19 protein-coding genes and 4 tRNA genes are annotated in these 19706 nt (G+C 43.3%); 21 read left to right on the top strand and 2 right to left on the bottom strand.

Features of this window, described 5'->3' with window-relative positions:
- The 19 genes from LJE72_RS09445 to LJE72_RS09355 form a co-directional block, all read left to right on the top strand.
- On the top strand, window positions 1–1721 hold a 1721-nt coding region (locus LJE72_RS09445), incomplete at its 5' end, for a cell wall-binding repeat-containing protein (RefSeq protein WP_229247321.1).
- Between the two features lie 208 nt (window positions 1722–1929).
- On the top strand, window positions 1930–2790 hold the full coding sequence (locus LJE72_RS09440; RefSeq protein ID WP_229247320.1) for a fumarate hydratase: 861 nt from the start codon (window positions 1930–1932) through the stop codon (window positions 2788–2790).
- On the top strand, window positions 2787–3344 hold the full coding sequence (locus LJE72_RS09435) for a Fe-S-containing hydro-lyase (protein ID WP_229247319.1): 558 nt from the start codon (window positions 2787–2789) through the stop codon (window positions 3342–3344). The genes LJE72_RS09440 and LJE72_RS09435 overlap by 4 nt, the downstream gene beginning before the upstream one ends.
- A gap of 574 nt (window positions 3345–3918) precedes the next feature.
- Window positions 3919–4134 carry a hypothetical protein gene (locus tag LJE72_RS09430; protein ID WP_229247318.1) on the top strand — a complete coding sequence of 72 codons (216 nt, stop codon included), beginning with the start codon at window positions 3919–3921 and terminating at the stop codon, window positions 4132–4134.
- A 214-nt stretch (window positions 4135–4348) separates the two neighbouring features.
- On the top strand, window positions 4349–5110 hold the full coding sequence (locus LJE72_RS09425) for an NAD(P)/FAD-dependent oxidoreductase (protein WP_229247317.1): 762 nt from the start codon (window positions 4349–4351) through the stop codon (window positions 5108–5110).
- A 42-nt stretch (window positions 5111–5152) separates the two neighbouring features.
- A complete protein-coding gene (locus LJE72_RS09420) occupies window positions 5153–5542 on the top strand; it encodes a nitrite reductase (protein WP_229247316.1) in 390 nt (129 codons plus the stop codon).
- A gap of 94 nt (window positions 5543–5636) precedes the next feature.
- Window positions 5637–6884 carry a globin-coupled sensor protein gene (locus LJE72_RS09415; protein WP_229247315.1) on the top strand — a complete coding sequence of 416 codons (1248 nt, stop codon included), beginning with the start codon at window positions 5637–5639 and terminating at the stop codon, window positions 6882–6884.
- A gap of 528 nt (window positions 6885–7412) precedes the next feature.
- Window positions 7413–8639: an HD-GYP domain-containing protein gene (locus tag LJE72_RS09410; protein WP_229247314.1), complete on the top strand. Its 1227-nt coding sequence runs from the start codon at window positions 7413–7415 to the stop codon at window positions 8637–8639.
- Between the two features lie 557 nt (window positions 8640–9196).
- On the top strand, window positions 9197–9844 hold the full coding sequence (locus LJE72_RS09405) for an O-methyltransferase (protein WP_229247313.1): 648 nt from the start codon (window positions 9197–9199) through the stop codon (window positions 9842–9844).
- A complete protein-coding gene (locus tag LJE72_RS09400; protein WP_229247312.1) occupies window positions 9841–10527 on the top strand; it encodes a heparan-alpha-glucosaminide N-acetyltransferase in 687 nt (228 codons plus the stop codon). Before LJE72_RS09405 ends, LJE72_RS09400 begins: the two co-directional genes overlap by 4 nt.
- 127 nt (window positions 10528–10654) lie before the next feature.
- Window positions 10655–11581, top strand: coding sequence for an alanine-tRNA synthetase second additional domain-containing protein (locus LJE72_RS09395; RefSeq protein ID WP_229247383.1), 927 nt, complete (start codon window positions 10655–10657; stop codon window positions 11579–11581).
- Between the two features lie 93 nt (window positions 11582–11674).
- The gene (rph, locus tag LJE72_RS09390) at window positions 11675–12400 is read left to right on the top strand and encodes a ribonuclease PH (protein WP_229247311.1); all 726 of its coding nucleotides are present in this window, start codon (window positions 11675–11677) and stop codon (window positions 12398–12400) included.
- Window positions 12397–12996 (top strand): XTP/dITP diphosphatase, encoded by a 600-nt coding sequence (locus LJE72_RS09385; protein ID WP_229247310.1) that lies wholly within the window; start codon window positions 12397–12399, stop codon window positions 12994–12996. Before rph ends, LJE72_RS09385 begins: the two co-directional genes overlap by 4 nt.
- A 231-nt stretch (window positions 12997–13227) precedes the next feature.
- Window positions 13228–13304, top strand: a tRNA-Pro gene (locus LJE72_RS09380).
- Between the two features lie 66 nt (window positions 13305–13370).
- Window positions 13371–13447, top strand: a tRNA-Arg gene (locus tag LJE72_RS09375).
- 18 nt (window positions 13448–13465) lie between these two features.
- Window positions 13466–13541, top strand: a tRNA-His gene (locus LJE72_RS09370).
- Between the two features lie 169 nt (window positions 13542–13710).
- Window positions 13711–14007: a hypothetical protein gene (locus LJE72_RS09365; protein WP_229247309.1), complete on the top strand. Its 297-nt coding sequence runs from the start codon at window positions 13711–13713 to the stop codon at window positions 14005–14007.
- Between the two features lie 330 nt (window positions 14008–14337).
- Window positions 14338–14421, top strand: a tRNA-Leu gene (locus tag LJE72_RS09360).
- 426 nt (window positions 14422–14847) lie between these two features.
- Window positions 14848–15105 (top strand): hypothetical protein, encoded by a 258-nt coding sequence (locus tag LJE72_RS09355; RefSeq protein ID WP_229247308.1) that lies wholly within the window; start codon window positions 14848–14850, stop codon window positions 15103–15105.
- 494 nt (window positions 15106–15599) lie between these two features.
- Here the strand turns inward: LJE72_RS09355 and LJE72_RS09350 are convergent, their stop codons facing one another.
- Window positions 15600–15980: a DUF4363 family protein gene (locus tag LJE72_RS09350; protein ID WP_229247307.1), complete on the bottom strand. Its 381-nt coding sequence runs from the start codon at window positions 15978–15980 to the stop codon at window positions 15600–15602.
- 6 nt (window positions 15981–15986) lie between these two features.
- Window positions 15987–16694: a DUF421 domain-containing protein gene (locus LJE72_RS09345; RefSeq protein WP_229247306.1), complete on the bottom strand. Its 708-nt coding sequence runs from the start codon at window positions 16692–16694 to the stop codon at window positions 15987–15989.
- 260 nt (window positions 16695–16954) lie between these two features.
- On the opposite strand from LJE72_RS09345, the gene tig reads away from it, so the two are divergent.
- The gene (gene tig, locus LJE72_RS09340) at window positions 16955–18238 is read left to right on the top strand and encodes a trigger factor (protein ID WP_229247305.1); all 1284 of its coding nucleotides are present in this window, start codon (window positions 16955–16957) and stop codon (window positions 18236–18238) included.
- A gap of 44 nt (window positions 18239–18282) precedes the next feature.
- The gene (gene clpX, locus LJE72_RS09335; RefSeq protein WP_229247304.1) at window positions 18283–19548 is read left to right on the top strand and encodes an ATP-dependent Clp protease ATP-binding subunit ClpX; all 1266 of its coding nucleotides are present in this window, start codon (window positions 18283–18285) and stop codon (window positions 19546–19548) included.
- Window positions 19549–19706 lie beyond the last annotated feature (158 nt).

Here is a 19706-nt window from a genome sequence, read left to right as displayed (position 1 = left end):
ATGAAATAGAGCTGGATTGGGATTCAGTAAGTGGTGCAGAATCCTATGAAGTATACCGATCTACCTCGTCATCGGGAACGTACACCAAAATAGGAACAACGAAATCCTCGAGTTATACGGATGATGAGGATTTAGAGGAGGATACTACCTATTATTACAAAGTTAGGGCAGTAGACGGTTCTGACAAAAGTGCTTATTCCTCTAAAGAACATGCTACTACGGATGAGTCAGATGACTCTGATATTTCGGCACCTGAAAATCTGAAAGCTATCGTTGAAAGTTCCAGTGCAATCTACTTAGATTGGGATTCGGTAAGTGACGCAACATCCTATTATGTATACACATCGACTTCGTCATCGGGAACGTATTCCAAAATTGCCTCAACGACAACCTCAAGTTACAGAGACACCAATTTATCAAGGAATACCACCTATTATTACAAAGTTGTGGCCGTGAACAGCTCGGACAGTAGCTCCTATTCCTCTAAAGCTTATGCGACTACTGCCGGTTCAGACGACGATGTTCCAACGAACCCTTCAACCCAAATCCAGTCGGATCGAATAGCGGGGGAGGATATGTATGGAACTTCTGCGGAGGTTGCTAAAGCAGGATGGAATACTTCTTATTATGCCATTGTAGTAAGCGGAGAAAGCTTTTCTGATGCATTGTGCAGTGCTCCCCTGGCCAAAAAATATAACGCACCATTACTGCTTACGACAAAGGACAGCTTGAATGAACAAGCCAGGAGTCAGCTGGCACGTTTGGAAGTAAAAAGAGTTATCATGGTAGGCGGAACCGATATTATTTCTTCCGGTGTTGAACAAAGCATAAAAACTATGGGAATAGGTGTTCTGAGGATTGTCGGAACGGATCGCTATGACACATCTATTAAAATTGCCCAAGCCATGGGGGAATTCGACCAAGCAGTCATTGCCAGCGGTGAAACTTTTCCGGATGCTTTATCAATTGCTCCCATTGCTGCGATGAAGGGAATGCCGATTCTGCTTACCCCCAGGGATAAACTGCCTGCCAGCATAGAAGCCTATTTATTAAAGAATGCACAAAGTACCTATGTGGTCGGGGGAACAGGCGTAATAAGTGACAATGTGCTTAAGCAGCTTCCATCTCCAAAACGCCTAAGCGGGATAACCAGGTACGATACAAACATCAGTATTATTAAGGAATTCGAAGACGAACTTGATTTCAGCACTTGTTACGTATCGACGGGTGAAAAGTTCGCAGATGCTTTATCCGGTTCAGCCTTAGCTTCATTATTTCATTCCCCGCTTATTCTGGTTAGTGATCCTGTCGAACAGACAACAATAGATTACATCAGCACTAAGATTAGCAGTATTAAGAAAGAAGTTGTTTTTGGAGGTATAGCCATTGTACCTAACAGCATTTTAATTAATATTGAGCAGAATACCGATGTTTATCATACACCATCGGCACCAAAAGAGTTAACTGCAACAACTGAAAGTTCCAGTCAAATAAACCTTAAATGGGATTCTGTAAGTGGAGCAACATCTTATCGGGTTTACGGGGCAATTTCCGCTACCGGAACCTATACTCATATTGCAACGGTAACTACTACAAGTTATATAAATTTCGGTCTGTGGGCAGATACTACCTATTATTACAAAGTTCAGGCCGTAAATAATGCCGGGTCAAGCTCATTTTCATCGGTAGATCATGCAAAAACTTCTTTGTCTGATGACTAAATGTAAAAATCACAAAGCGAACTTCGAATGCCATTTGCGGCATTCGAAGTTCTTGTCATGTAATGAGGCTTGCTTTTATTTAGCATAGGAGTAAAATAAAGGCAAGGGAATGGGAATATTCGGAAGAGTCTATTATTTTACCTTTAATGAGTGAGTTTACTGAAATTATTATTGCCATAAAAGAAGACATTGAAGGAGGGATAGAGAAATGAAGGAAATATTTGTGGAAGAGATTATTTCCGCCGTTGAAAATCTTTGCATTGAAGCAAATTATAACTTGGGATCGGACATCATGACTGGGTTTAATCAAGCTTTAAAGGATGAGCGCTCTCCCCTAGGCCGAGAGGTGCTGGAGCGTCTCATTGAGAATGCAGAAATAGCGAAAGCGGAAAGAGTCCCCATGTGTCAAGACACGGGGATGGCTGTAATTTTTGTGAGTATCGGACAGGACCTGCATGTGGTCGGCGGCGGCCTTACTGAGGCTATCAATGAAGGGGTGCGCCGAGGGTATGACAAAGGATATCTAAGGAAATCTGTGGTGAAGGATCCCTTTGAGCGTGTCAATACCGGGGATAACACTCCGGCAGTTATTCATTATGATATTGTCCCCGGGGATGAACTGCACCTAATTGCAGCTCCTAAGGGGTTTGGCAGTGAAAACATGGGCGGCTTAAAAATGTGCAAGCCTTCTGAGGGCCTCGAGGGTGCGATGCAATTTGTTGTAGATACAGTTGATCGAGCAGGCGGAAACCCTTGTCCCCCAATTATTGTGGGGGTGGGCGTGGGTGGAACGATGGAAAAGGCTACTTTCTTAGCCAAAAAGGGTCTTTTGCGTGAAGTGGGAAAACATAACCCTGAGGAGCGTCTGGCTGATATCGAGAAAGAGTTGTTAAATCGTGTTAATCGTTTAGGAATCGGTCCTCAAGGCTTTGGAGGAGTTACAACGGCTCTTGCCGTCAACTTAGAAGTATATCCCACACATATTGCAGGAATGCCTGTTGCCGTAAACATAGGGTGCCACGCCACTCGTCATAAGGAAATTACCTTGCAAGGGAGGGCTTGCCAATGAGTGAAATAATCCGCATTGAGACTCCCCTTACTCAAGAAAAACTTAAATCCCTTAAAGTTGGGGACAATGTCTTAATAAGTGGTGCGATTTATACCGGACGTGATGCGGCTCATAAGAAAATGGTTGAAGCCCTCGAGGGAGGAGAAGATCTCCCCTTTGCTATGAAGGATCAAATTATTTATTTTGTGGGTCCGACGCCGGCAAAAGAAGGACAAGTGATCGGTTCAGCAGGGCCAACGACGAGTGGACGAATGGATGCCTATTCGCCAAAGTTGATCGCGAGAGGATTGACTGGAATGATTGGCAAAGGACTTCGTTCCCCGGATGTGATTGAAGCCATGAAAAAACACGGCGCTGTCTACTTTGGAGCGATTGGCGGGGCGGGCGCCCTCATCGCAAAGCGTATTGTTTCTGCTGAGGTCATTGCTTATCCCGAGCTGGGGCCGGAAGCAGTACGCCGTTTAGTTGTGGAAGATTTCCCTGTCATGGTGATCATTGACCACGAGGGGAATAATCTTTATGAAATTGGCAAGGCACAATACAGAAGGGCATGAAAAGCTAGGTCATTTTCTAAGGTTATAAATATGTCACCTTAGAATTAAGTATAAAATCCCGGGATGTACTTAGTCGGCATTATCAAAGGTCATTCTAAATGTTGTATATAAAATAAAAACAGAGGTCGGTGAATCGCGCACAGCGCAGCGATTTTCCTGTCTCTGTTTTTATCAATTTACATAAGACTCCCAGTTCAATAAGTAGGTGTTCCTTATTGGCGTCAAAAATCGTGTACATGGAGTTAAAAACGATGTTGCGTAAGCCGAAGAGTTAGCGTCAGTCGGCCTGGCTTGTGCTCAAAATCGTAGGCGCGTAGGATTTTTTAGAACAAGCTGAGGAGAAGGCACTAACCCTTGTCGGGATTGCCTGAATTTATATGTGATATTGAGGGGTTGCAATTCCTCCAGAATTCCTACAACCTTTTTGAAGGATAAGGTGTTTATAAGGAAAGTAAAAAAGACACAAGTTTTAATCCAAATAGACACAAAAGCTTCACAATTTCTTAAGCAAAATAATTGGGTTCTGCGGTATAATAAGGTATTCATAAAAACCCTTGATAGGAGTTGAGGTGCAATGAATTGCCCGCTATGTGAAGCGCGTGATGTCGGCCGAATTGGCCGTGAACGTTATTACTGCAGAGAGTGTTGCCATGAATGGACGAAGGGTGATGGAGTAGTTAAGATTTATGAGGTATTGTCAGATGGTTCGGTAGAACGCTTAGAGACCAAGTCGGACCCATTTCCTCGTGTGTTACAAGCCCATCCGGTTGTCCGCAGGCGTGCTGGATAGAGTAAACGTTGAAAAGGCGCGATTAAACCATGTTTTGTATGAGAAAACATAGTAATCCCTGAATAATGAGTAAGGTACTTAAAAGAGAGAGCCATTTAGGCTCTCTTTTTAATTGATAGATATAATTTACCGATTGGTGCAGGATTTCGTCGACTCATATAGAAATGTAGGAGGATGTAATAATTACTCTAAATTGTATAGAGGAGAGGTTTTCATGACTGAACTTCAACGGGACAGTAACTATCAGTGGACAGGTGAGGCGGTGGAATGTACCAGTGGAATCCAGTGGGCGATCGCGGAACAGGCCAATGGTACTGTAGCTATTATCGTTAATTCGCCAGGAGGGATTCTGACTGGCAAACAAGTGCGTGTTTTAGCTGAGATTGTCGGAGAAGATGGGGTCATTAAAAATACACGCCGGATGACTTCCCTTCTTCTTATTCCAAAAGAAAAAGTTGCTGCCGCTTTGGAGCAACTCCGGGAAGTAGGTCTTCGGGTAGCAAATTTGCATAAGAGCATTCGAAATGTTGCAGCATGTCCGGGTAAAGGGTTTTCCCCTAATTCTCGTGGAGATACCTTAGAATTAGCCAGAATGCTTGATGAAGAGTTTTACGGAACGATTCTGCCCTGGGACTTTAAGATGGGAATTTCCGGATGTCCACGTAATTGCACCGGAGTGCAGTGTCAAGATCTGGGGCTGATGGCCGAGCCCCGCGGAAAATATTCACTTTGGATTGGCGGGACAGAGTCGGGAATGAGCCCTAAACATGGAATGCTGGTACTCAAGGGGATTCCTCGTGACCAAATTATCCCTGTCGTAGGAAGCATTTTGGAAACGTATATATCGGGAGCAGAAGAGTTTAAGGAAGAGCTAGGCAACCGGGCTCGTCTTTATCGAGTCATAGAAAAAACGGGATTTGAGCGATTTAAGAAGGCAGTTGAAGAACTCCTGAGCAATGGGGCCGTAAGTAAGTAAATATAGGCTTCAATTTAGCGGATGTAAGAGAGGAGCAGGGATATGGCGACTCAAGGATTTAGTAAGCTTAGTGCCTATAAGGCCTTTTCAAAGATGGACAGATCTTGTTCACAGGGATGTAAATGTTCAGCGCTGTGTCAATTGTTCATGGCAAAAGAATTTCTCAGTTTGTCTGCTCAGACGGGGGAGAAGTTCTCCGACAAGATACCGGATGACATTCTTGATATGTTCCGAAGTGTTCCTTTAATCTCGGAACGGTATAAAAGTATGGAACTTCAGGAGGCTTTTGTTGAGGTACAGAGTATCTGTGATAATTGTGCAACTGATGAGCATGATTCTTATTGTACGGTGAACGTGGTCCTTACTGCCCTGGGAATCATATTGGAAGGCAAAGACTATATTACGGACAAAGATAAGGAAATCCAGTCTTAGGTACATGCAGTCGGGCAAGACCCCTGTTACGGATAGTTATTTATGAAAAAAGATTTTGTTGAAATGTTGAAGGGATTAGAAAGGATGAATATTGTTGGTACAATTACATCAGTTTAGCTTAAATGAGGCTGTTCAATTACTGAGGATGGATGCTGAACAGTTGGCCCTTCTTAAAGAGGTTCGACTGGTTGTTGAGCGGGATTCTGACGATATTATCCGTAATTTTTATGCCCATGTGACTTCGTTTCCGGATCTAAAAGCAATTATTGACCGATTTTCCTCGGTGGAAAAGCTAAAAATTACTATGAAAAAGTATTTGTTTAGTCTCTTCCCCGATAAGATTGATGAAGAGTTTATGCAGTGGCGGGTTACAATTGGGCAGGTTCATAATCGGATTAATTTACCGCCTTTTTACTATTTAAGTGCCAATCAATATTTTTGCGATGAAATTATTCCGCGGATTTTTAAACACTATCGCAAAAAGACTGATCAGGCCGTTCGTGCCAGTTTAGCCTTCCAGAGACTCTTAAGCTTTGACCAGCAAGTTGTTATGGCCAGTTATATCCAGTCCTATATGACGGAAATAGATAAGAAGGCTGAATTAGAGAAAGCCTTAAGTGAAATTGACAGCTTGCAACGCAGTGTCAGCGAGGCCAGCCAAGCATTGGCGGCAACCTCAGAAGAAACAGCAGCTTCTGCTGCAGAGATGAATGAAGCCACCTCTCAAATATCCGGTAATGCCTCTGAGGCTGCAGAGTTTTCCCGTCAGGTGGATGCTTTGGCTCAAGAAGGTGTCCGAAAGATTCAAGCGATATCTGAGACGATTTTACGGTTAGCAGGCATGACATCAGAGATGCAAGAGAAAATGACCGAACTCGATAAAAGCTCTGCACGTATTGCCTCTGTCACGGATGTAATTAAAGAGATCGCTTCCCAAACTAATCTCTTAGCCTTAAATGCGGCTATTGAAGCGGCTCGTGCGGGAGACAGCGGCAGAGGTTTCGGAGTTGTGGCGGAAGAAGTGAAGAAGCTCGCCAATCATTCGGAACAGTCGGTTAAAGAGATTAGCGCCTTGATTACCCTTACAAAACAAAATACAGTCGCGGTAAACCACTCTATTGCCCAGACCTCTGATGCTATGCAGGGCGCGGCAACAGAGGCAGGGGAAGTAGTGAACCGTTTTGGGGAGATAATGTCTGCTATTAATGCAAGCATCCAACAAGTTCAGGGGATTGCCCGTCAGATTGATGCCTTGTCGTTGACAGCCGGCCAGATTGGAGCAGCTTCTGAGGATGTAGCTAATTCAGCTACCTCTTTGGCGCAAATGGGGTTAAGGGATTAAGGGGGCTGTGTGACCCAGCGCTCGGTCATAGGACGCAGAGCAAACTAACTGTTTAAGCGACTGGCTTTGGGGAGCGGGGTTCATCCTTCGGCGATAGTATCATTTTGGGGCGATAATCATCCTACGCCGGTAGGTATCGTTTGGAGAATAGCGGCTTCGGCGATACTCTCCACCGGAGACTATCGTGCCAGATGAGCCGGCAGTGTGCTATGCCATCCCTGGCGCACCCTGCACTAGGCACGTCCCATGCCGTCGTCCGACGACTATGGATGGTCTAGTGCCCTTGTAGCCCACGAAAATACTGTTTTCGCAAGGATTAGCCTTCTTGCAGGATGGCGGGAGAGGACTCTGTACACAGCCCCGCCTCTGGGGTCGGTCGCTAAATGGTAGTTTGCTTTTTTGCTTGCGCAAAGAAGTCGCGCTCGTGTCACACTGCGTCCCTGGGTTAAGGGGACAGTCGTTAGAATGGCCTAACGAAGCAGTGAAGTATAGAGCGTGTAGTATGTAGGTCTAATTGGGGGTGGCGGAATGTTTGAAGATGCTTTCTATATCCGGCAGATGTGGAGCTTTTCCCGTGCGCTTGATCTTGCTTTAGTTGATGAAGAGGTCGAAAGGGGCCTGCAGATTTCACTTGGGGAACGGCACGGAGAACGGGTTGCTTATATCGCCATGCGTGTGGGTCGTATCTTAGGACTCAATAAAGAATCCCTTGTTCATGTTACAGTAGCAGGATTGTTGCATGACATCGGTGCGGTAGGCTATATGGGTGAGGAGTATAATGGGGACCAACATATTTTCGAAAGACATTGTCTTACAGGGGCATCGATTGTTGAGCGCTTTCCTGCCGGAAGAATTCTGGCCCAAGCTATCAAATATCACCATGAGACTCCGGATCCTTTATACTGTGCTTTGAGGGCACCAGTTGAAGATGTTACGTTAATGGCTCGAATTTTATCTCTAGCGGACCGGGTTGACCTTCGGTTGAAGCGTAGGCTTTCAAGCCGTCGGGAGAGAGACGGGATTATAGAATGGGTTACCAAGGAAACGGGGATATTGTTTTACCCGGAAGTGGCGGATGCCTTTAAACAGGTCGCTCAAAAGGAAGCATTTTGGTTGGACATTGAACAGCCGGATCTGCTCCAGATTGCTTTAGGGCTGTTGTATGGACAGTGGCAAATGCCGGCGACGCGGGAATTAGAGATTGGTTTTACCGATGACTTGGCAGCGACCTTTGCGGATCTGATTGACCAGAAAAGTAAGTTTACAGCTCGTCACTCGCGGTCAGTGGCGGAAACGGTTAAACGTTTGGCTCGGGGAAAGGGATGGGGAGACGATGGGTTACATGAAATCTATGTGGCGGGTTTACTTCATGACTTGGGTAAACTCTCTATACCCAGGAAAATTCTAGATAAGCCGGGACCTCTTGACCCTGCTGAATTTGAAATAATTCGCACGCATACATATTATACCCACCGCTTGTTGAGCGAGGCCGGTTTTCCGACTCGTATGGTTGAATGGGCTGCTCATCATCACGAGTGCCTTGATGGTAAAGGATATCCCTTCGCCTTGGGAGAGAAAGATCTCGATGAGGGTGCTCGTTTAATGGCAATAGCCGATATTTTTGCGGCGTTAACTGAGGATCGCCCTTATCGGCTGGCTATGAGCTCCGGTGAAGCTCTAGCTCTGATTGAACGTGGGGCGGGGACAAAATTAGATAAGAGTTTATTTGATTTGGCAAAACGGGTACTTGGTTAAAAAAGAGCGGGTTTTTATTTCCCGCTCATTATTTGTTTTATTAGTTATTTAATCCTATACTTCTTGATAGGTGATATAGAATCAGTTGGTTGAGACTGACATATCCTCCTTCTTCAGCAGAATATAGCGAGTAATTGTACGGTAATCCCATGTAATAATCAAGCGTCTTGTTCATCGTTAATCACTCCTTCCAGAGGTCAATGGCTCGTTTAACATATACAACCTTGACGTGAAGTTGATGAAATGGTACGGATATAATCTTATCGTCCTTTGTGTATATGTAATGACTTGAACCGCATGATGGTTGCTTTTAAGTTTGCTCAACAAATTCGCCCCTTGATATAATGGTACTATTATATCAAGGGGATTGTAATAAAAAGGATGTGAATATTAATTGCTTTACAAAAGGCAACGGCATTGACAGACCATCAAGCGATTAAACAACTATAAAAAGGGCATACTTTTTTATGCTTTTTAAGCGTTTTTAAATCTTTTGTGGTAAAGTGGAAGAAAAACTGAAATATCGGTAATCTGACGGATTAGAAAGGGAGATGACCTTGTTTTACCCCTTTGAAATGGAGCGGTACCTGGAAACCTTATTGGGTGAACGGGATCCGCTGTTGTGTGAAATGGAAGAGCAGGCTTTAAAAGAAACTATTCCGGTTGTGACGCCCATGGTTGGGAATTTTCTCAACTTACTCGTACATACTTGTAAAGCGCAGACTATCTTGGAAATCGGGACAGCCATCGGATATTCGACGATCTGGTTGGCCCGGGCTGCAGAAGAGACAGGTGGGCAGGTTACCACAATTGATATGAATAAAGATCGTCTGGCTCGTGCACGGGTATACCTTGAACGTGCGGGGCTGGGTAATCAAGTTACGGCTTTAGAAGGGGATGCCCGTATAATTCTAAGGAACCTGGATACGATGTTTGATTTTGTCTTTATCGATGCCGCAAAAGGAGAATATTTAGAGTACTTAAGTTTGATTTACCCCTTAATTGCTCCGGGGGGGTTGCTGGTGGTGGACAATGTGCTTTTCCGTGGGTGGGTAGTTCCGGAAAGTACCTTTGCTCCGAAGTATGAGCGCATGGTGGGTGGCTTGCGGCAATTTTTAGAGGATCTTGCCCGGAATCCGAACTTTTCCACTACTGTATTACCATTTGGAGATGGAGTGTCGGTTAGTCGGCGGATAGTACTATGACCTCTAGTGAGCGCTATGGAGAGATTGACCTGTTAAGGGCTATAGCGATTGTGTTAATGGTTTTATTCCATATTGTCTATGATTTAAGGGAGTTTGCCGGGATAAATATTAATTACCAGGACCCGGTTTGGTTTCTGGTAGGAAAAACTGCAGCCTTGCTCTTCATCTTTATATCGGGGCTTGCCAGCGGGTTTAGCCGATCCCCGGTGAGACGGGGATTTAAGGTATTGCTTTATGGAATGGCAATCACAGTTGCGACCTATCTAGTGATGAGGGATAATTATGTTCGTTTCGGAATTCTTCATTTTTTAGGGGTTACGATGATTTTATCCACCTTCCTACACTCCCTGTCTTCGCGAATGCTGTGGGCTCTTGCCGGTGTTACTGCTTTGCTGGGGTTTTGGTTTAAAGAGCTGGTGATAGAAACAAGCCTCTTCCTTCCCTTTGGCCTTATGTATAAGGGGTTTGGGTCCATGGATTATTATCCCCTTTTTCCCTATATAAGTGTAACTTTCCTGGGGATACTTGCTTATCGACATTGGTATGAACAGAGGCCTAAGCCCTTATGGGCATTTCAGCTCGATTCCAAGCCGATTCTGTGGCTGAGCCGAAATTCTTTAATGATATATTTAGTTCATCAGCCCCTAATTCTTCTCGTTATTTTTAGTATGAGACTTTTATAAACGTTTTTGACTATACCCTAATAGCTTTTGGACAAGACTCCTAACATTTCATGTGGAGATTTGCAGGTTGAGGGTATTTTTGTAAGTGCTGATGTGAAAAATAAGGAAGGGGGCCACAGCTTTGGCAATGTTTGTTCATGAACATTTGATGCAGGCCGTTTATTTCGCCCCACGCGGGAAGAAACGTCTTCTATTTTTGGGAGCAAATATTTCTCAACGTTATTTAAGCCCTGAGGATAAGCTGATCGGGTTTGTGGGTGATGCCGGAGCTGGGAAGTCCTTGCTTATTCGCGGTATGTTCCCGGGATTAGAGCTGACGAATGATGATGATGGAATCAATATTCGACCGTTGCCCTTAATGGAGGATGCGGATAGTGGTAATTTTCGACATCATACCTATCATTTAGACGTCCGCTTTGAGTCTGCCTTTACACAGTCTTGGAAAATAGCTGAGGCAATTCAAAAAGTCATAGCCAAGGGACGGCGAGTGGTGGTTGAACACTTTGATCTCGTGTACTCTCAGTTTGGAGTTAATGCTGAAGTCTTGATAGGAGTGGGGGAAGAGGTAATTGTAACTCGTCCAACAGTGTTTGGACCGGAACCTCAAAGTATCGCAGATATTGTTTTTGATTCCATAAAGTATCGGCGCATGGCCCATAGTGCGGAGGACATCACCTCTATGATCCTGGAAGAAATGGGCTTGCCGAAGCCTGAAGTACACAGTGATATTAAACATGGCTTTGTCTTGGAACTCTCCGAGAAACCCGATATTGATTTAGATTTGGTGGAGCAACGGGTGCTTGATTTAATCGATGCAGATTTGCCCATATGTTTTGCTGATGATGAGCACATTCGGGTGGGGAAAATGCTTTACCCTTGCACAGGTCCTCGTATTCACATTCGTCGATCCAGTGATATTAAAGGGTTTCACCTGCTTAAGGAATTTAGGTTCGACCCCATCGCCCAGCTTTATACTATCGCTGGTATCGTAGGAGAGGAAATGACGCCTGCCCGTTCACTCGATTTATTTGGAGCAAGGAGAACCAATATTTAACAAAAATTCTTGGGGAAGATTGGCGTTTCCGTCGTGATTCTGATAAACTAAAACTCAGCAATAAGATTTGCCAAAGAAAGGTAAGGTTATAATATGCAACGTTCCAATGGTCGGGCAAATGATGAATTACGTCCTGTGAAAATTTCGCGTCAATTTACTAACATACCTGAGGGCTCTGTTCTCATCGAGATTGGAGAAACGAGGGTTTTATGTACAGCCAGCGTTGAAGAAAAGGTACCCCATTTTCAAAAAGGAACAGGGAAAGGGTGGGTTACTGCGGAATACGCCATGATTCCACGAGCGACCCAAACTCGGACCCAGCGTGAGGCTAGTAAGGGGAAGCTCACCGGCCGTACCATGGAGATTCAACGATTAATCGGCCGTGCCTTACGCTCAGTTATTGATCTAAAGAAACTGGGTGAACGAACAATCTGGTTGGATTGCGATGTGCTTCAAGCGGATGGTGGAACACGCACAGCGGCCATTACAGGAGCTTACGTAGCCATGACCGATGCGGTTCAATACTTGATGGAGAAGAAACTTATTCGAACAAATCCGGTTCAAGATACCTTAGCCGCAATTTCCGTTGGTAAAGTTCAGGGAAATGTAGTTTTGGATCTGGAATATGAAGAAGATTCGAAGGCAGAAGTCGACATGAACATCGTCATGACAGGCGCAGGGAAGTTTGTAGAAATCCAAGGGACCGCTGAAGATATTCCCTTTGATCGTACAGACCTGTATAATTTCTTGGAACTTGCCGAAAAGGGCATTCGTACTTTAATGGAAGTGCAGAAATCTGCGGTGGAAACAACTGCATGAAGATAATACTTGCAACTCAAAACATAGGAAAAATTCGAGAGCTTCAAGAACTTCTGGCAGATGAAGAGATTGAGGTTCTTTCGTTACAAGATATTAAGGATTGGGAAGACGTAGAGGAGAATGGAGAAACCTTCGCAGACAATGCTTCTCTCAAAGCTAAAGCAGCCGTTAAGAAAACAGGGTTAATTGCCTTGGCTGATGACTCAGGGCTGGAAGTCGACGCCTTAGATGGGGCACCGGGGGTTTATTCTGCACGTTTTGCCGGAGAACCGAAGGATGATGAACGAAATAATGACAAACTCCTTCAACTATTAGAAACCGTGGCAGATGACCAAAGGCAGGCGCGGTTCCGGTGTGCCTTAGTTGTGGCAACTCCTGAAGGGGAGGAATTTCTGACTGAGGGTACAGTCGAAGGGCAAATATTAACTCAACGTCGCGGAACGGATGGATTTGGTTACGACCCTCTCTTTTTTGTGCCTGAGTACGCACTGACCATGGCTGAATTAACACTGGCTGAAAAAAATAAGCTAAGTCATCGAGCTCAAGCATTTCGAAAAGCGATCCCCATCCTCCAAGCCCTCAAAATCAAAGGTTAGATTCAGACCATAAACCGCGCTGATTTCTCAACCGGACATAGGGTCTGGGGTGATATTTCTATAGGTTATTTGTGGTGTTCTATGCATGAGGGTTTAGATTTTGCCTTAAGAAAAGGATGGGAAATAGCTTAAGAAATAGGCTGAGAAATTCTGGTGAAATTCTCCGATATTTTTTCGCTCTTTTGCTTGACGAATACTTAAAGATGAGCTATACTGATCAAGTCACCAAATCGGGGTATAGCGCAGCTTGGTAGCGCGCCTGCCTTGGGAGCAGGAGGCCGGGGGTTCAAATCCCTCTGCCCCGACCATTAAATTCCCAGTTTTCCTTTTAGTTGAAGTGGTAACTTGGGTTGACAAATCGTATCCTTGAAACTGCGCCTGTAGCTCAGTTGGATAGAGCATCTGCCTTCTAAGCAGGTTGTCGGGGGTTCGAATCTCTCCAGGCGCACCAATTAAACAAATTCTTATGGTGGGTGTGGCGAAGTGGTTAACGCACCGGGTTGTGGTTCCGGCATTCGTGGGTTCAAGCCCCATCACCCACCCCATAATACAAAGATTTCACCGAGAATTTATTCTCGGTGTTTTTGTGCTGGTCAGGTTATCAAAGTGCATTCCATGGGGATGGGAATAGAAGGGATAAAATATTTTTGAACCCTATATAATGCGTGTTATACTTACTTCGTGAGAAACCTTGTGAAGATGAGGGGGAAGACAATGAGCAAGGCGAAGCCGAGTCCTGATGATCTGCGCCGCTTGATCGGATACACGATGATTACATTTTTGAGTGTATTTTTGTTTCTCCCATTGTTATGGTTTGTCCATTTATTTTCGCCTGATCAAGAACTTTATGTACCCTGGGGCATCTGTTCTGCTTTCTTAGTCATATTCAATAGCTTGTTTTATTACTGGAAGTACCCCGAAAATTGGCTTCGGAATTTACTGGCTTTAGTTGGAGTTAATCTGCTGATTTTAATCTTTGAATATTTTTGGTTAATGCAGAGCATGGGCTGATCTTGGGAATTGAAGTCACCGATTTATCTTCAAAACTCCGCAGTGTTTAAGTGGGGGAGCGTTCAACACAAGGAGCATTGTAACCAGAACATTTCAGAAATAGTTGCGTCTAATATTACATTGCGGGTGATTGATTATAAACCAAAAATTACCCCATGGGATACTTTTTAGCTGTAGGAGATACGAATGTTTTTAGGAGAGCGCTATTCAAATCTCAAATATATCTCCTAAGTGTATAGGCCATGTTATAGAAGTAAAAGTTGTTAAAACCTAACACTTGTCATACCCTAAAAATTATGGTAGAATTCTCTTTGTTGCAATAATTATCTTGCGAGAGTGGCGGAACTGGCAGACGCACTGGATTTAGGTTCCAGCGGGTAAACCGTGCAGGTTCAAGTCCTGTCTCTCGCACCAATTAAGCTGGTTAAAGGCAGTTGACCTATAAAGGGTTAACTGCCTTTTGTGGTTCGCCCTGCGTAAGCACAGTCATAGTTTAAGGGGAAGTCCCTGACACACCCTGATAGTGGGAAGTGTATAGCCAAAACCAAGGGTGTCCATCATGAGAATGTAATTCGTTCCACTTCTCCAGAAAAAAGCATAATTGGATTTTTCACGCCTGAAATTTTCTACTGTGATACTCCAACCGAAATATGGCAAAGAACTTATATACATTCAGGTTTATCGAAGCAAGAATATGATTTATATACAAATAATGCCCAATTGGTAACTGCAATAAAAATTAGAGAAATAATTCAATTTGATAAACCTATAAATCCTTATATTACTGCATTTAAGCCACCACAATCTTTTTATTATCTTTAGTATAGGGAGTATTGATTAATGAGTGAAAGTTTTGCCATTTGGTACGAACCGACTGTGGGGAATAAAGAGCTAGATGTAGATTTACATGTTAACCTTTGGAAGTTACCGGAATCTAATACAAATATATCAAGAAAAACATTTGGCAGATTTGTTGATTTTGGTATACGTACCACAGAAGCTCAATATATTAAAAGTCTTTTTATTGGAATTCCGTTAGAGTATGATGTTTCTAAAGAAAAAAAGAATATGAAAAAGAAAATGATGAAAATGATATAAAACTATGGTAACTAAAGGATTAGGAATAGGTCGTGACTTGATGAGTCAGTGCTTGTATACGCTCGACTGCCCTAAACTGATAAATACTATTTCGGCTAATAGGATGAAAGAGTTCAAAACCCTAATAAAAGAATTTGACTTTAAACTATTTGAAGATACTGTAAATGGGTTAGATGAGTACTCGTTTAATGGGTTACTAACAGATAGTGAGATAAAACAGTCATTTGAAGCTATTTAATATTTATAATTTAACGGGGGTGACTGATACCGAAGAAGAACAATTATTATTTTAGAAGCTTTAGAAGGAAATAACCCAATCCTTTCTGATTTAGAAATAGACAAAATTTAGAGAAGATGAGAATACATTGGAGAGAAGTGCGAATCTAATAATAGGATTTGCCCTTCTTTTTGTCTTTGTTGAAATTTCTTTTTTGCACCTAAACATAGACCTTAGGTTTTAGGAGACATAGGTCGTTTTTTTATCAAAATATAGATCAAAGAATATTCTTTAAAGTAAATCTTTCCTTGTCATAAAGGTTTTCAAATAAAAATTTTAAGTTTGACACTTCTGCAAGGGAAAGTGTGACATCTTGCCTGGCAAGGTGGCTTCCTAAGCGACTCAGGCTGATATCAATCGTATCTATTTCTTCATGATCGAGAAGGATGCTCCACCAGGTATTGTTTTTGTCCCAATTTTGTTGAACAGTGCTCAATTCCTTTTGGGCCCCCTCCCATTTTTCAAAGGAGATGGATTGTTCGAGAAGCTCAAGATGCTCCCCTGCTGTGTAAGTCGTGGTTTGAATATACTGATAGGAAGTAAAAGAACCTCCTAATAATAGCATGACAATGACAAGGATGGTTAAAAGGGTGCGCAACGGGTTTCACCTCACACTATGTTTTGATGGGTTTGATTTTTTCGTTGCCTTAGCTTGCACGTAGAGTTTTCCGGAGGAATCAAGGCTGGCAATGAGGACATCTTCGATCTGAGAAATCTTTTGTTTTTCGAGTTCGCTTTTTAACCAGGCCAGATCTTTCTTGCTTTGCTCTAAGTAATTCTTTTTTAGTTTGCCGTCCATGATAATTGTAAGCGGCAGTCCTTCGTAGGGTGGCTTTATGCCGAAATCATCTGGGATAGCCGGTCTTTTTTGTGCCTTAGGAAAAACGCTTACTTGTCCGTTATTTTCTAAAATAGCAAACTCTACGTCGGCGATGTTCGGGACGTTATTTAAGCGAAGTTCTTCCAGCAGATCACTGATGTTATAACAGTTTCTAGTTAGTTCCTTCTCCGAAATCTTTCCGTGATCAATGAGGATACTAGGTCTGCCGCAAATTATGTCTCTAGCCCTTTCGCTCTTTAAAGAAATGTAGGCTAAGGTTTGGCTTGCAGTGAGGAGAACCAGAATGGGTATAATGCCACTGAGGAGTGGAACCCCAATGTTTTCACTTGGCACGGCAGCTAACTCGGAAATCATGAGAATAACAACTAACTCAAAAGGCTGCAATTGGCCGATTTCCCTTTTTCCCATTAGGCGCAGAGCTATGATGACCACAATGTATAAAATAAGGGTTCTGACTACAACAATAAGCATGTTGTTCTCCTTTCTTTCATGCTGCGGTGTTAATGTTATAAAGATTATTTTACCCTGAATAGTTAGAGTTATCCGTGACGACGCATGGCTCAAGATTGATCATTTGATTAGAAGAAGTAAGTCTGGTATAATTGACTAGTGAATTTTATAGATGTATTTGGCTTAAGCGGGGGTTTGTAGTCTTAAAAAAACGGCAAGACTAACGAAGTATCCACAGCTGCCTTGCACATATATTAAACAGTGTTTAAGGGGGAGAACATATGTCAGTCTCAGTAGAAAAGTTAGAAAAAAATGTTGTAGCTTTGGAAGTTACTGTTGAAGCCGAAAAATTTGTCAGTGCGGTGAATCAAGCAGCCAAAGTATTAGCTAAAAAAGTGAATGTTCCAGGGTTTCGCAAAGGTAAAGCTCCACGTCGCATGGTCGAACAACACGTTGGAAAAGAAGCCCTTTATGATGAAGCGTTAGATCATTTGGTTGGACCAGCCTATGCTGAAGCAGTTATCGAAAGCGGTATCGATCCCGTAGATCGTCCGAGTGTGGATTTAGTTCAAATCGAAGAGGGTAAAGACCTGATTTTTAAAGCAAAAGTCATGGTCAAGCCGGAAGTTGAACTTGGAGACTATAAAGGACTTGAGGTCGAACAAGGGGCAGCTGTTGTCACTGAAGAAGAAGTAATGGAAGCGCTGAAAAGCAAGCAGGAACAGCACGCTCGCCTTATCACCCTCGAAGAGGGCAAAGTGGAAAATGATGACACTGTCACCTTAGACTTTGAAGGGTTTACTGACGGAGTTGCCTTTATTGGCGGTAAAGCAGAGAATTATGAACTTGTCATCGGATCCGGAACCTTTATTCCGGGCTTTGAAGAGGGTTTAATTGGTACTGAAATAGGACAACCTGTTGATGTCAACGTTACCTTCCCCGGTGAATATCATAGTTCAGAGCTTGCAGGAAAAGAAGCTGTCTTTAAAACAGTCATCAAAAAAATTCAGCGCAAAGAACTTTCAGCACTAGATGATGAATTTGCAAAAGATGTCAGCGAATTTGAGACTCTGGATGAATTGAAAACCGATTTGCGGAATAAGTTAATGAAGACCACCGAAGTAAGAGTTAAAGACGAACATGCAAAAGCCATCGTCGCTAAAGTGGTAGACAATGCCAGCGTCGAAATTCCTGAAGTTATGATTACTGAACGAATCAGAGTAATGTTGGATGATTTAAGCCGCAATCTTGCCCAGCAAGGCATGACTCTTGAGCAGTATTATCAGTATACGAACTCAACCGAGGAGGTTATGCAGGAGCAAGTACGCCCTCAAGCTGCGGAAAGCGTCAAAATGGATTTAGTTTTAGAAACTATTGCTAAAGCAGAAGGAATTGAGGTCACGGAAGACGAAGTAGACGAAGAGATCAAGAAAGTAAGTGAGCGTCACGGTCAAGACGCTGCATTGCTCAAACAGACCCTTATAGCGCGTGGGGAGCTCCCGTTCTATAAACAAAGCATGACTAGTCAGAAGACTGTCAGCTTCTTAGTAGAACAGAACACCTAAAACCCGACGCCTTGGGGGGAATTCTGAGGTATAGAGGTGAGAGGATGGCAAAGTACACCGAAGACAAAAATCAACTCAAGTGTTCATTTTGCGGCAAGACCCAGGAACAAGTCAAAAAATTAGTTGCTGGTCCGGGCGTTTATATTTGTGATGAATGCATTGAACTTTGTAATGAGATTATCGAGGAAGAGCTTACGGATGATTTGGGCGTTGAGATTGGAGACATTCTTAAACCTAAAGAAATTCGGGCGGTCATTGACCAATATGTTATTGGTCAAGAACAAGCGAAAAAGGCACTTTCAGTCGCAGTCTACAATCACTACAAGCGAATAAACTTGGGCATGAAAATTGATGATGTTGAATTACAAAAATCAAATATTATCATGTTGGGACCCACGGGTTCAGGAAAAACGTTGTTGGCCTCGACGCTGGCTAAGGTTCTTAATGTTCCCTTTGCCATCGCAGATGCTACGTCACTGACGGAGGCAGGCTATGTAGGTGAGGATGTTGAGAATATCCTCTTGAAATTAATTCAAGCTGCTGACTACGATGTGGAAAAAGCAGAAAAGGGTATTGTTTACATCGACGAGATTGATAAGATTGCCCGCAAATCTGAAAATCCCTCCATTACCCGAGATGTCTCCGGCGAAGGAGTTCAGCAAGCCTTGCTGAAGATTCTTGAAGGAACGGTTGCCAGTGTACCTCCGCAAGGCGGTCGCAAACATCCCCACCAAGAATTTATTCAGTTAGACACCACGAATATTTTATTTATTGTCGGTGGAGCTTTTGACGGGATTGAAAAAATCATTCAAAACCGAGCCGGACAAAAAACCATGGGTTTTGGCGCTACGATTCCCAACAAGGTCAATTTGAATGTAGGTGAAACTCTGAAAGGAATACTGCCCATTGACCTTCAAAAGTTTGGATTGATTCCTGAATTTGTTGGGCGTTTACCTGTCATTGTAACCCTTGAGGCTCTGGATGAAGCAGCCTTGGTTCGAATACTGACGGAGCCCAAGAATGCTCTCATTAAGCAGTATCAAAAGTTAATGGAGCTTGATGGGGTAACCCTGGAGTTCAAAGATGCAACCCTCACCTCCATCGCTGCCGAAGCGATTCGCAGGAACACGGGAGCACGAGGACTTAGGTCAATTCTTGAGGATCTCATGCTCAACGTCATGTATGATTTGCCTTCGCGTAATGACGTTTCTAAATGTGTCGTTACACCGGAAGTGGTCATGAAGAAAGAAGAGCCCCTTTTAGTGATGACGGATAAGGTTAAAAAGGGTAAAAAAGAAGAATCGGCTTAAGTAAAGTGTGAGTATACAGTTTTTAAGGCTTCACATTTACTGAAGGTTAGTTACGTGTGTCGAAGTTGTATATCGACATTGCACATTGAATATTTTGCCTGGTAAGTTTACTGGGCATCTAATAAAGTTCAGTTGAAAAATACTAAACACCGGGTTGC

Source organism: Desulfosporosinus shakirovi, from assembly GCF_020595055.1.
Lineage (GTDB): Bacteria > Bacillota > Desulfitobacteriia > Desulfitobacteriales > Desulfitobacteriaceae > Desulfosporosinus > Desulfosporosinus shakirovi.
Note: the sequence above shows the minus strand (reverse complement) of the source record. Positions and strands in the feature narration are given on the sequence as shown.